Below are 13,417 nucleotides of genomic sequence, written 5' to 3'. Positions count from 1 at the left end.
ACCAAAAGACTGTTATGAATAGAACCGACTTCCTAAAAACATTAGCAGGCAGTTCGTTGGCCATGAGCGCATTGTCCAGCCAGGCATTTGCAAATTCAGGAGAAGGCCTGCAAGCTGAAATGGCACCATTCAAACAAGCTCCGCTTCCTTACGATTTTGGTGCGTTGGAACCGAGTATTGATAAGCAAACCATGGAGATCCATTATGGCAAACACCATGCGACCTATGTGAAAAACCTGAACGACGCTGTAAAAGGAACGGAATACGAAAAAAAATCCCTGGATGATATCATTAAATCTATCGGAAAAGCGCCAGCCGCGATTCGCAACAATGGCGGAGGTCACTGGAACCATACATTCTTCTGGGAAGTAATGGGGCCAAAAAAGGCTGCTGCGCCCGCTGGACCAGTTGTGGATGCAATCAATGGTCAGTTTGGTTCAATGGATAAATTCAAAGAGGAATTTGCAAAGGCAGCAACAACGCGTTTTGGTTCCGGATGGGCCTGGTTGGTTGTGAAAGATGGCAAACTCGCGATCGGCTCCACGCCAAACCAGGATAATCCATTAATGGATGTGTCTGATTTCAAAGGAACACCGATCTTGGGCCTGGACGTTTGGGAACATGCTTATTACCTGCATTACCAAAACAAACGCCCGGATTACATTAAAGCATTCTGGGATGTGGTAAACTGGGATAAGGTTGCCGAGAAAATGAAAAAGGCTTAATTTCAGAAGATTAAGATATAACAACGGGTTACTGATCTATGATCGGTAACCCGTTGTCTTTTAATAGCTGTGACTTCTAGTTGCAGTAACTGCTGATCACTTTATAGGCCTGCTGGTAACCCAGCTCTCCTGCCCTACTCAAGTCCAGACAGCCATCATTAATTTCTCCAAGGCTGTTTTTCAGAATCCCTCTCAAATAATACGCTTCCGGGTAATCTGAACGCAGTTTGATTGAGCTTGAAAAATCCATCACTGCCCCCATCTGATCACCCGCTGCGGACCGGATCATTGCACGCGAAAAGAATGCTGTTGTATAGGTAGGATTCAGCTCAACCGCCATGGTCAGATCCTGGATAGCCCCTTTTATTTCGCCCACTTTTGCCTTGCTTATTCCTCTTACAAAGTAAGCCTCAGCCCTGTCATCGCTCAAATGTTCAATCTTCATGTTCTGCTGAACCTGATCTCTCAATCCATCAAGCGTTTCACGGTTGATTTTTCCGGCATAATTTATTTTTTTAGGATCACCGATAAAGGTGTTCTTCAAATCAATCGACGTAGAGAGGTCTGAGATCGCGCCGCGCGTATCGTTCAATTTACCCTTGGCATAACCTCTTCCGTAAAATGCGTGATAGTTCTCAGGATTTAATTGAATGGTTTTATCAAAATCAATGATTGCGCCCTGATAGTCTTCAATTTTATTTTTAGCGAAACCCCTTTTCTCGTAAAACTCACTCTCATTAGGGCTCAGTTCAATCGCCCGGGTAAAGTCTGCTGCTGCGCCTTGAAAATCTCCTAATTCAATTTTGGCTAACCCACGGCCTGCATAAGCGCCCGTCCTTTTTGGGCTCAATTCAATAACTCTCGTAAAATCAGCTAAACTGCCCGCATATTCCTGTAAATCCTGCTTGCAATTTCCCCGCGCATACAATGCTGCAAGTTCATCCGGATTAAGCGATAATGCGCGGTCGAGGTCGGTGAGTGCGCTACGGTGCTTTTTCAATTTGGCATAGCTTACGCCTCTGTTGTAGTAGATCTTCGGATCTTCGGCATTCAGTTCCAATGCTTTGGAATAATCTTCAATGGCCGACGAAAAATCGTCCTGCAAGCTTTTACTTACGCCCCGGCTCTGGTAGTAAAGTGCTTCCTTGGGATTAAGCTCGATGGCGCGGTTGTAGTCCAGGATGGCCCCGCGGTAATCTTTCAGATTTGCTTTCGCCAGTCCACGGTTAAAGTAGCTCGGCGCATGCTCGGGACTCATGGAGATCACCGTGGAATAGGCTTGCATTGCGCCATTGAAATCGCCGGTCCCGGCTCTTGTATTGCCTTCTTCAAAAAATTCCGCAGCCGATCGTTGAGCAAAAGTGGAGTCAGGTAAAAGGATTGCAAAGAGGGTAATCAGACTAAAAAATAAAACTTTCATGAATGTAAACCGTTTCCTCAAATCAGATATGTTTTTATTATCCTATAAAAGTATTCAAATTACCCGTCCGCATCAAAAAAACAAATGCCCTATTTTTCGAACGCAGTTTTTGAGGCGGGTTAATGAGAATATGGTTACTTTTACCGGATCAATTCCAGCTGTGGAAACTCTTTTTTTATTTATTCTACACCATTATGACAGCCAATTCAAGGAAATTTTTTCTCATCGTTTTGCTCATCGTAGCAGCAGCCGCTGTTTATTATTCATTTGTAAAAACCATTGATAATAAGGAAGCTAACATACAAAGCGCTGATCCCGCAGAAGCCGAAGCATCCTCGGTATACTTGTCTGAACTACGGGATCTGGAAGGCAAACCGGTGGCTATGGATGAAGAGAAGCTGGTGTTTGTGAATGTATGGGCAACCTGGTGCGGTCCCTGCAATATGGAAATGCCGGGCATCCAAAAACTGTACGATAAATATAAGGCACATGAGAAAGTTGCATTCTACATCATCTCTGACGAAGATGCGGAAACAGTGAATCCATTCATCGCACGCAAGGGTTATAATCTGCCCTTTTACCAATTTGCAGGCGCATATCCCCCTGCATTGGACGGCAATGCTATCCCCCGGACTTACATCATTTATAAAGGCAAAATATTGGTTGAAGAAGTAGGCGCTTCACAATGGGACAGGCCCGAAATCACCGACCTGATCGACAAGCAGCTGGCTGAAATTTAGATTTAAAAAGGCATAAAAAAAGGCGCTGATCATGATGACCAGCGCCTTTTTTTATATTGTATCAACTACTTATTCAACGATGAATGTTCCTTTCATCAAAGCATAGTGACCTGGGAAAGAGCAGATGTAAGTATATGTTCCTTTTGCAGGTGCAGTAAACTCAACTGTATCGCTTTCGCCGCCGCCAACAAGTTTGGTATGCGCAAGAATGCTTGCTTTTTCTGATGCAGGAATGTATTCCGTCTCTCTTGCAGCAGCAGCTTTTGAACCGAATGCAGCAACGTCAGTTCCTGGCTTCAACAAAACCCAGTTGTGTCCCATTGCAGCTTTTGCAAGTTTACCTGAGTGCGTCAAAGTAAGTTTCACTTTTTGTCCGGCCTTAACTTTGATTTCTTTAAGGTCAAACTGCATTGCGTCACTTCCTTTTATAACGATGGTTTTAGCTTGTTTCACATCGCTAACAACAGCTTTGGCTGGCAATTTAGCCTCAGCAGTGTTCATTGTAACAGCTCCGAAAGCCAAAACTGAGGCAAGAAGCATTACGCCATACTTCGTCGTTTTCATATTAAGAGTATTAGTAAACTTGATTATTTGATAATTAACTGGTGCAATTTACGACGCGGTATTTAAAAAAAACAATCCATTAACATTTGTTTGTTAAATAGATGTTAAAACAGGATTTTATATTGATCGCGCGCCGCTCTCCCCACACAAATCACGGCCAGAACCATCATATAATGGTTAATGTCCACCGGGTCCATGGGAATAGGAAGCTTGCCGGATTTCGTAGATAATGCCAGCAGCATCATCGAAAATATAACCCATAATGCGCTTTTCTGACGGCTCGCAAGTCCTACACAAGAAATGAGCAATGTGATCAGTATGGCGAGCGATTTAATGATAAGTCCTACATACTCAACCCCGAACCATGTAATGCAGTACATGAGCAACAACCCCAGCCCAATGGTGGACGCAAAGAAGTAAGTCCCGGGCTGATAGCGCATAATGAGGCACCAGGATGCCGAAACGAGGCAGAATGCCCCTAATGTCATTTCACCAGCGATGATGATCTCGTGCAGGTTTTCAAAGCTCTCCACGCCCGCATACACAAGCAGGTCCGTGAGGGCAACGAGCGCGATGAAGAACAAAAATATGCCCCAGAGCCACTTGCTTATAAACGGCTGTGTCCGGAAATACCGCGAGAAAATAAATATGCTGGTAAAACTTAAAACTAAGTTAGAAAATATATGTGGGCTACTGAGTATCTGCATAAACCTGCTTAATATTGTCAGAAAAGCAATTTACAAATTCTGGCTACATTTTGCTACTTCGTGCTTTTCGTTCTACTTTTACCAAAAAAACTGATTTACCAACATGAGCGTTTTAGTTAATAAAAATTCTAAGATTATAGTTCAGGGATTTACCGGATCGGAGGGCTCTTTTCATGCCCAGCAAATGATCGAATACGGTACTAATGTCGTAGGTGGCGTAACTCCGGGCAAAGGCGGCCTTTCTCACTTGGAAAGACCTGTTTTCAACACCGTTGACCAGGCAGTTCGTGCTACGGGTGCAGACGTATCTATCATTTTCGTTCCCCCGGCTTTTGCTGCTGATGCTATAATGGAAGCTGCTGATGCTGGAATTGGCGTTATTGTTTGTATCACCGAAGGTATCCCTACCAAGGACATGATGCAGGCAAAAGAATATATCAAAAACAAAAATTGCCGCCTGATCGGACCTAACTGCCCGGGTGTTATCACCGCAGAAGAATGTAAAGTGGGCATTATGCCAGGCTTTATTTTCAAAAAAGGAACGATCGGAATCGTTTCAAAATCGGGAACGCTTACTTACGAAGCGGTGGATCAGTTGACGCGCGCGGGACTTGGACAAACAACCGCGATAGGGATTGGTGGTGACCCGATTATCGGAACTACGACCAAAGAAGCAGTTGAACTTTTGATGAACGATCCTGAAACAGAAGCGATTGTGATGATCGGTGAAATTGGTGGAAGCATGGAAGCGGATGCGGCCAACTACATTAAATCAACGGGTAACAAAAAACCTGTTGTTGGTTTCATCGCCGGACAAACTGCTCCAAAGGGACGCAGAATGGGCCATGCTGGTGCGATCATCGGTGGTGCTGATGATACGGCTGAGGCTAAGATCAGGATCATGAAAGAGTCGGGCATATTTGTGGCTGAGTCACCTGCATTGATCGGCGAAACAATGCTGATCGCTCTTGGAAGAAAATAGTAATCTGCTTACATATAACTTGATAAGAGGGCTGGGGAAACCCCGCCCTTTTTTATACCAATGAAGTCCATTTCTTTTACGCTTTTTTGGGCTTTTCTCATAGCTTTTTCCGTTTCCGGAACATTCGCTTCCGGTGCGGCCAAAGTCAATCCCCCCGAACAGTATTTCCCGGTTTATGATTACCAGAACGACTGGCTCGTTTACAATCCCCAATACAAAAACTACGTCCATTTTTCACAAGGCGTAAATGAAGGCGCACGTTATGTGAGCTTGTACATTGACCTGGTCAAAAACCGTCGCTATGTCCTGCTTTTGAAGGCTGAAACCGAGGGTTACCTGTTTCTGGAAGGGTCTCTTCAAAACAAAATTGACAAAGATCAGTGGCAGGAACTGAACATTGACAGTCTGTATAAGATCTACAAAAAGGACGAATTGCTGCTCACTATCTACGGCAGCGCGGGGATCGGTGACAAATCTGTGCTGCTTTGCAATAAAAAGAAATTGAATGACCCCACGACGATTGAGCAGGCCGGACGGAATTTTATCAACATTAAACCCATCACATTTACGCCGTTCGGTAACTTTGCAGCACTTTCTCTCATTCTGATTCTGATGCTCAGCGTATGGATTTTCAATGCTAATCCGCTGTCATTTATACGTTTGATAAATCCTATTGAGTTCTTCAACAACGACCCGAGGGATCAGCTTTCCAAGATTAACAAGCCTTATAGCAACACCGCTGTTTTCTTCGTCATCATCACATCTATGCTGATGAGCTTTATTGTCGTTTTCTTTTCGGCGAATAAGCTTAATGTATTTTCTGTCAGCACGATATTATCAGAAAAGTCAAATACGCTCCAAATACTGGGCGACTTCTTTATCCTTTCCTCCATCTTTTTTCTTCTTACTTATGCCAAGTACATCTGCATGGTAATGGCCGGAAATATGCTGAATCTGGACAAGCAGGTCGACATTATCTTTCTTAAAATAGTGCAATCCTCTTACCTTTTTTATGCAGCGTTGTTTCTCTTCGTTTTCATGCTCAGTTTCAACCACATAAACTGGCTCAATGAGATGCGAATGTATGTTCTGGCTCCATTTTTGCTATTCTATTCGGCGCGATTCCTGGCTTTGTACATTGTCACCAAGCCGCCGGGCTCGTTGATTAATCTGTATTTATTTTCGTACCTTTGCGTCATTGAAATAATCCCGCTCATTGTCGGCATAAAGTTTGCTTTGTAATTGCAGAGAGTGAAACGGAACTTAAACTAATGAGGATTTATACATGAGTGATACCATCAATTTTGATCAGGAGCGGCTTAAAAAAGTAACCAGTCTTTTAGTCAGTCAATCCAGACCAGCCGACGAGAATTCACCTTATTATGAATTGGCCAAAAAGTATAATATCAAAGTAGATTTCAGGCCATTTATACAAATTGACGGAGTTTCTTACAAAGACTTTCGTAAACAAAAAATCAACATTCTTGACCATACTGCGGTCATTTTCACAAGCCGTAACGCCATTGACCATTTCTTCCGGATTTGTAACGAGGGAAGGGTTGAAGTGCCGGCGACGATGAAGTATTTCTGCATTTCGGAACAGACTGCCAATTATCTTCAGAAATACATTGTCATCCGCAAGCGCAAGATCTTTACAGGCACCAAAACAGCTGCCGAACTGATCGAGCTGATGCGGAAACACAAGAAGGAGAAATTCTTATATCCTTGCTCAGATGTTCGCAAAAACGATATTCCGGAGTTTGCCGACACAGAAGAATTCCACTTTGTAGAAGCCACCATGTATCAGACGGGATCAGCCGATTTGTCTGATCTTGAAGATGTTTACTACGATATCATTGCATTTTTCAGTCCGTCAGGGATAAAATCATTATTCGACAATTTCCCTGATTTTAAGCAAAACTCAACACGCATTGCGGCTTTCGGGCCTACAACGGCGAAAGCGGTTACCGATGCAGGACTTTTCCTGGACATTCAGGCACCATTGCCGAATGCCCCGTCCATGACCGGCGCGCTTGACCTATATATCAGACAAGCGAACAATGTTTAGACCGATTTTCGTCCAAAAAAGCCCCGGAAAATTTCCGGGGCTTTTTTGTTATTTTATCAATTTTTTTAAGCAATATGCGTTATAAATAAAATCCGAAAACTCCCAGCGTGTTCCTTAACCAAACCCACAGGCATGACTTTGACTTTTATTATTCGAAGTATTAAATATAACCGGCTGCTTGCAATTATACTCCTGACCACCACCGGTGCGATGGCTCAAAAAGACGCACAATTCAGCTTATTTTCTCTTAATCAGCTTTATCTCAATCCCGCAGCTGCGGGTGCAGACGGACTTACGAAGTTTCAGCTCACGCATAGAACACAGTATGCAGGTTATCAGGGGACCAATGTTACGGATGAAGGCGGCGCATTGTCTACGCAGCTTTTTTCGTTCAGCATGCCGATCAAAAATTTCGGGATAGGCTTTTACGCATTGAATGACCGCAGTGGCCCGCGCACGGATCAGGATTTTAAGTTGTCAGCAGCATACAGGATCCCGGCATTCGGAGGTAATTTTCAGGTTGGGGCAAGTGCAGGGTTGTTCAGGCAATCAATTGATTACAGCAAGTTAAGATATCAGGATCTGGACGATCCGTTGATCCCGACCGGGAACATTTCAGAAATCAATCCAGATTTTTCTGTTGGAGCGCGTTTTGAGAATGAAACATTTTACGCGGGCGTTTCTTTAAATCACCTGCTTGAACCAAAATACCAATTGGGCTCGGAAACGGCCACCAACCCTTTGCCGAAAACATTATATTTTAATGCAGGTTTGAACATTGAATTAGGTTACCTTCTTGACATTCAACCTATTGTGCTGTTAAAATCTGATATCAGCACGTTTTCCGCAGAAGGCGGCGCAACTGTTACTTATAATAAGCGCTATTGGATTGGTGGAACTTACAGGCAGCAGGACACTTACTTTATCTTGATGGGCGGAATTTATTTACTACCCGATCAATCTCTGAGGTTATCCGGCGCGTATGATCTTGTATTGGGAGGGAATGATGCAAAAGCACCGTCGTCATTCGAAGTAATGTTATCGTATGCATTGCCGTCGCCAAAGTTTGGCAAGAAAACAATCATCCGGACGCCACGTTTCAGATTCTGATACAACCACTTACCGAGCTCCGTATATAGTACTATGGAATCCGGAAATTATTAAAAGTGCATGAATTTTGGCAATTATTAAACCGTTTTTATAGGCCGGCGGGTAATTGTAATTGATCAGTTTGCGAAACTTTAATTTATATTTGTAAAATAATCTTGCCTTATACCATTTATCTTATTCTTACGTTAACTCGATAAATGCAGGCTTTGTGAGGGATTCGGGAGCTCCGCAATATGATTTCTCCCAGATTTTACTGAGCGTGAGATTGTTACTTTTGTTTTTATTTCAAGTATACTATATATCACCAGTCGACGTTTTTAGGCTAACATTTTATTATTCAAATTTTACAAAAACACTATGAATGTGAAAGTGTTCTATCGGGATGGAGTCAAAAGCCTGCTTTTGGTAGCCGCTCTTATGCTGATGCAAAGTTGCGGGTTTATTAAGAGTAAGTTTGGCAAGGGAGGACAAGAAGAAAGCGGGATTCAAAACGGGGAAATTACAGCGACAGCCCGTAAAGGTTACAAGCAGACAACTCCGGCCGGTATGGTGGTGATCCCATCAGGTTCCTTTGTAATGGGACAGGCCGATGAAGATATAGCTTCTTCCATGAACAACATGAACCGGCGCGTGACGATCAGCTCATTCTTTATGGATGATACGGAGATCACAAACAATGAATATCGCCAGTTTGTAAATGCCTTGCTGGTTGACTCAGTTTCAGTTTTGGGAGAAGAAGAAATTATGTCCAAATACTATCCTGATACAACAGCCTGGAAAAAAGACTTTGCATATTCTAATGGTGACCCGTTTGTTGAATATTACTATCAGCACCCAGGATTTGATACTTACCCGGTTGTAGGTGTTAGCTGGCAGGGAGCTCAGTATTTCTCAAAATGGCGTACTAACCTTTTGCATGACTTCCAAAACAAAGAAGGACAATTCAATTCGACAGGTTTCCGTCTTCCGACAGAAGCAGAATGGGAATGGGCAGCAAGAGGCGGACGTGCAGTAGCGAAATATCCTTGGGGCAATCCTTACACGATGAACGCAAAAGGTTGCTTCCTGGCGAACTTTAAGCCTCAACGCGGAAATTATGATGCGGATGGCTATCCTTACACAGGTCCTGCCAATGCATACAATCCAAATGATTTCGGTCTTTACAACATGGCTGGAAACGTGGCAGAATGGACTTCGGACGCTTACACTGACAATGCAACTGCAATTGTTTGGGATATGAACCCAAGATATGACAATCCTGACGAACCACGTAAAGTGGTGAAAGGTGGTTCATGGAAAGACATCGCTTACTACTTACAGACCGGCACGAGAACTTTCGAATACGAAACAGAGCGTCGTGCTTTCATCGGCTTCCGTTGCGTCATGGACAATGTTAATGATCGTGGAGGTGCGCGTGCACGCCGTCGCTAGATAGAATTTCTTCAGAAAAGAAGCAGCGTTTCAAACACTGCTTCTTTTTTACGACCTTTTCAAAACACTTTTCTTTATCAATATCTAATTTTTTCACTGTAACTGATTTCAATAAGTATGGCTAAGAATAGCGGACCTAATTTTTTTTGGGATAAACTGGTACCAACAATATATAGCGCAGGTGCTGCCGTTGTTATTTTGGGAGCGTTAGCAAAAATTCAACACTGGGACTTCGGCGGCCCTTTACTTACTGCCGGTTTGGGAACTGAGGTTCTTATCTTCTTACTTTATGCACTTCAAACACTAACACAATCTTCTGACCGCGATCCGGATTGGACTCGTGTTTACCCTGAGCTTGCTGATGACTATAATGGTCCTTCAATTACTCGCGGATCAACATCTTCAAGTGGCGTTACTGCTAAGTTGGACAACATGCTTGACAATGCTAAGCTTGGACCTGAGGTTTTCGACAGCCTTGGAAAAGGTTTCAGAAACCTGTCTGAAACCGTTGGCAAAATCACAGATCTTACCGACGCAACTGTTGCTACAAATGATTACGCAAGAAATGTGAAAAGTGCGTCAACAGCGATCAATGATATGAATAAATCTTATGGTGTTGCCATCAGCGCAATGACTTCCATGGCTGACGCTACCAAAGATGCACAATCATACCGTGAGCAGTTCCAGCAAATCACCAAGAACATGGGCGCATTAAATGCCGTTTATGAGCTTGAATTGCAGGATACAACAAAGCACTTGAAGGCAATGAACGCATTCTACGGTAACCTTACTGCTGCTATGGAAAACATGGCTGACGCTACCAAAGAATCACAAGTGTTTAAAAATGAAATGTCTAAACTGACGACTAACATTTCGTCTCTGAATGGCATTTACGGCAATATGCTGACTGCTATGCGCGGCAGCAATGCATAATAAATTATTCAATCACTGATAACTGATTACTGAATATATGGCAGGTGGAAAAGAAACACCCCGTCAAAAGATGATTGGCATGATGTACCTGGTACTTACTGCAATGCTCGCATTGCAGGTGAGCTCAGCCATCATAGAAAAATTCATTCTTCTGAACAATTCTTTGGAACTATCCTCCGGAGCAGCTAATAAAATAAACCAGGAAACTGTTCTTAAGATTAAAGCAGCCGTTGAGAAAGCGGGAAACCGGTCGGCTGATGTTGCGGTAATCAAGCAAGCTGAGGAAGTTCGCAAGTTTACAGCTGATATTACCAACGAAATCAATGCGTTAAAGCAAGAGATCATTAACAAAGCTGGCGGTGGGTTTAATGAGGAAGGTGGAATCAAAAATCCTCAGGAAGAAGCCAAAGTTGCTGAATTGATGATTGCACAAGGTAAAAGAGGGAAAGCGTATGGCTTGAAGCAAACCCTTAATGCTTACACTGCACAGCTTAATCAATTGTCTCCAAACAAGTTTCAGATGCTTGCTATGGACGGCAGAGAAGATCCTGGCGTTAAGGGAAACAAAGACCAACGCAATAAGGATTTTGCTGAGCTGAATTTCGAATCTACTCCTGTTGCAGCTGCATTGGCAGTTTTGAGCCAGAAGCAAACAGACATTCGCCGTATGGAAGGTGAAGTTTTGAATTACCTGGCGAGCAAAGTAGGTGCAGCAGACGTTAAATTTGACCGTGTCCTTGCAATGGTTAGCGCTGATGCGAAAACGGTTGTTGCCGGCACAAAATTCAAAGGTCAAATGTTCATCGCAGCTTCGGCTTCGGGAATTACACCTCGCATGAGCTTGAATGGCTCACCTGTAAAGGTTGAAAATGGCGTGGGTATGATCGAGTTTACAGCACAAGGCGGTGGATACAATGCTGAGGGTATTGCCCGCAAGGAACTCCAAGCGCGCATCACTATCCCTACTGCTTCCGGAAGGGACACGACTTATACAATGAACCAGGAATACTTTGTAGTGAAGCCATCCTATCAGATTGAAACAGGAACACTTCCTCCATTGTATTTGGGTTGCGCAAATAAATTAAGCATTCAAAGTCCTGCATTAGGTGCGCTTTGGGCACCTAGCTTCTCAACCGATGGCGGTGAGATCATTAATAGCGGGCAGAAAGGTAAGTTTACGATCGTGCCAAGCAAAGCGCAGTTGAATATTACAGTAAGCAATGGTGGCAATGTGCTGGGTTCAGAGCCATTCAGAGTTAACCGCGTTCCGAAACCTTCTATCGAAGTTCGTGTGAATGGCGCAGTATTCGATGAACGCAAAGGAGCACCTGCTTCCGGCGCACGGAGTATTCAGGTTGTGGCAGTTCCTGATGAGAGTTTCAAGAACTTCTCACCTGAGGACGCCAGGTTCAGAGTTTCTCAAATTGAGATTTCCCTGGCCCGCGGAAACCGACGCATTGCTGGTGTGACGCTTAACAGTGGTGGCGGTTCAATCTCCTCACTGGCACAGCAGGCACAACCTAATGACCGTTATGTAATTTCAATTTTAAAGGTTGAACGCCAGAATTTTAAAGGTGTGATCAGTGAAGTTGAAATGGGTAACCAAACCCGTCAGGTAACGTTATACTAATTCGTCAATTTTAATCGTTGATTGGACAATACAACCTTATGTATGTTATGAGAAGAATGAACGGAAAAACGATTGCATGGTCATTACTTTCTTTGTCTCTGGGTACGGGCGCAGCCTTCGCTCAGGAAAAAGAAGATTCCACGGCAAACCAGTTTTCATCACGCCCCATTTCCGATGGTGATGTTTTGATGAAAAGAACGCTTTGGAGAAGGGTCGATCTTAAAGAAAAACAGAACGTTTCGATGTTCTCAAAAAATAACGAGATCACACGTTACTTGCTTGAAGCTGCAAAAGCAGGTTTGATTGATGCTTATACCAATGATTCATGCGCTACAAAAATTACTGCTGATGAATTACATAAGCGTATATTAATTCCAAACCAAACTGCCGGACTTTCGGAAGAAGAGCTTGCTGCTGGATTTGGCGCACCTGCGAAGGCTGATGATGGTTGGGGAACAACTGCGAAGCCTGATCCGGCAAAACAGGCTGTAACCGCTGACGATGGCTGGGGTAATAAGAAAACAGAAACAAAACCGGAAGCAGCAGCGGAAGATGACGGATGGGGTCCTCCTAAAAAGAAGTCTTCTAAGAAAAATGCTAAGAAAGAGGTAGCCAAGGAAGAGCCGCCTGTTGTAGAACAGCCAAAGGTTGACACAACATTTCAAACGCAGCTTGCCGCAACCGAGGAAGAGTATTTCCCGGAACAGTTGAGCATTCTTGAAGTGAAAGAAGATTGGACGTTCGACAAGAAAAGATCACGGTTGTATAATGACATTCAGACATTGTCAATCATTCTTCCCTCTGAGCAAACAGCAACGGGTCTTGAATTGCCAGTTGCATCGTTCCGCTACAAAGATGTGGAAAGGTTGTTCAGAAGTGATCCTAAGAAATATATCTGGTATAACACGCATAACACTGCCCAGAACAAGAATCTTGCTGATGCGTTTGATTTGCGCTTGTTCTACGGCCGTATCACCAAATATTCCAATGCGAATGACAGAGCATTCTTAGACATTTATAACGGTGAAAAAGAAGCCCTTATCAAGTCTTTGAATTACGAGCAGGAATTAATGGAATTGGAACACGGACTTTGGGAATATTAATCTC

The 13,417-nt window shown here is 43.6% G+C and carries 13 protein-coding genes; 10 read left to right on the top strand and 3 right to left on the bottom strand.

The window, feature by feature from the left end:
* Nucleotides 1-14: 14 nt before the first annotated feature.
* Nucleotides 15-725 carry a superoxide dismutase gene (locus L0659_RS01710; RefSeq protein WP_304488756.1) on the top strand — a complete coding sequence of 237 codons (711 nt, stop codon included), beginning with the start codon at nucleotides 15-17 and terminating at the stop codon, nucleotides 723-725.
* 76 nt (nucleotides 726-801) lie between these two features.
* On the opposite strand, the gene L0659_RS01705 is transcribed toward L0659_RS01710, so the two are convergent.
* Entirely contained in the window at nucleotides 802-2,145 is a 1,344-nt protein-coding gene (locus tag L0659_RS01705; RefSeq protein ID WP_235123819.1) for a tetratricopeptide repeat protein, read from the bottom strand.
* Between the two features lie 194 nt (nucleotides 2,146-2,339).
* Here L0659_RS01705 and L0659_RS01700 point away from each other — a divergent pair, with 194 nt between their 5' ends.
* Nucleotides 2,340-2,885 (top strand): TlpA family protein disulfide reductase, encoded by a 546-nt coding sequence (locus tag L0659_RS01700; RefSeq protein ID WP_235123818.1) that lies wholly within the window; start codon nucleotides 2,340-2,342, stop codon nucleotides 2,883-2,885.
* Nucleotides 2,886-2,954: 69 nt separating this feature from the next.
* Here the strand turns inward: L0659_RS01700 and azu are convergent, their stop codons facing one another.
* Together azu and L0659_RS01690 are read right to left on the bottom strand one after the other, a co-directional pair.
* The gene (gene azu / locus L0659_RS01695) at nucleotides 2,955-3,449 is read right to left on the bottom strand and encodes an azurin (protein WP_233797293.1); all 495 of its coding nucleotides are present in this window, start codon (nucleotides 3,447-3,449) and stop codon (nucleotides 2,955-2,957) included.
* A gap of 104 nt (nucleotides 3,450-3,553) precedes the next feature.
* The gene (locus L0659_RS01690; RefSeq protein ID WP_235123817.1) at nucleotides 3,554-4,156 is read right to left on the bottom strand and encodes a hypothetical protein; all 603 of its coding nucleotides are present in this window, start codon (nucleotides 4,154-4,156) and stop codon (nucleotides 3,554-3,556) included.
* Between the two features lie 103 nt (nucleotides 4,157-4,259).
* Between L0659_RS01690 and sucD the strand changes: the two genes are divergently transcribed.
* The 8 genes from sucD to gldN all read left to right on the top strand — a co-directional run bounded on the left by sucD (nucleotide 4,260) and on the right by gldN (nucleotide 13,413).
* Complete coding sequence (gene sucD, locus L0659_RS01685; protein ID WP_026628452.1) at nucleotides 4,260-5,138, top strand: succinate--CoA ligase subunit alpha; 879 nt, start codon at nucleotides 4,260-4,262, stop codon at nucleotides 5,136-5,138.
* Nucleotides 5,139-5,198: 60 nt separating this feature from the next.
* Entirely contained in the window at nucleotides 5,199-6,380 is a 1,182-nt protein-coding gene (locus L0659_RS01680) for a DUF4271 domain-containing protein (protein WP_235123816.1), read from the top strand.
* 43 nt (nucleotides 6,381-6,423) lie between these two features.
* Entirely contained in the window at nucleotides 6,424-7,206 is a 783-nt protein-coding gene (locus L0659_RS01675) for a uroporphyrinogen-III synthase (RefSeq protein WP_235123814.1), read from the top strand.
* Between the two features lie 132 nt (nucleotides 7,207-7,338).
* Nucleotides 7,339-8,316, top strand: a complete 978-nt coding sequence (locus L0659_RS01670; RefSeq protein WP_235123812.1) for a type IX secretion system membrane protein PorP/SprF — start codon at nucleotides 7,339-7,341, stop codon at nucleotides 8,314-8,316.
* Between the two features lie 357 nt (nucleotides 8,317-8,673).
* Nucleotides 8,674-9,747 carry an SUMF1/EgtB/PvdO family nonheme iron enzyme gene (locus L0659_RS01665; RefSeq protein WP_026628456.1) on the top strand — a complete coding sequence of 358 codons (1,074 nt, stop codon included), beginning with the start codon at nucleotides 8,674-8,676 and terminating at the stop codon, nucleotides 9,745-9,747.
* A gap of 117 nt (nucleotides 9,748-9,864) precedes the next feature.
* Nucleotides 9,865-10,680 (top strand): gliding motility protein GldL, encoded by an 816-nt coding sequence (gldL, locus tag L0659_RS01660; RefSeq protein WP_235123811.1) that lies wholly within the window; start codon nucleotides 9,865-9,867, stop codon nucleotides 10,678-10,680.
* A 37-nt stretch (nucleotides 10,681-10,717) separates the two neighbouring features.
* A complete protein-coding gene (gldM, locus tag L0659_RS01655; protein WP_255726882.1) occupies nucleotides 10,718-12,310 on the top strand; it encodes a gliding motility protein GldM in 1,593 nt (530 codons plus the stop codon).
* Between the two features lie 38 nt (nucleotides 12,311-12,348).
* Entirely contained in the window at nucleotides 12,349-13,413 is a 1,065-nt protein-coding gene (gene gldN, locus L0659_RS01650) for a gliding motility protein GldN (RefSeq protein WP_235123810.1), read from the top strand.
* The last annotated feature ends 4 nt before the right edge of the window (nucleotides 13,414-13,417 follow it).

The organism is Dyadobacter sp. CY347 (assembly GCF_021502655.1).
In the GTDB taxonomy this organism is placed as follows: Bacteria; Bacteroidota; Bacteroidia; order Cytophagales; family Spirosomataceae; genus Dyadobacter.
The sequence above is the reverse complement of the archived record's forward strand: the minus strand, read 5'-3'. Positions and strand labels throughout refer to the sequence as shown.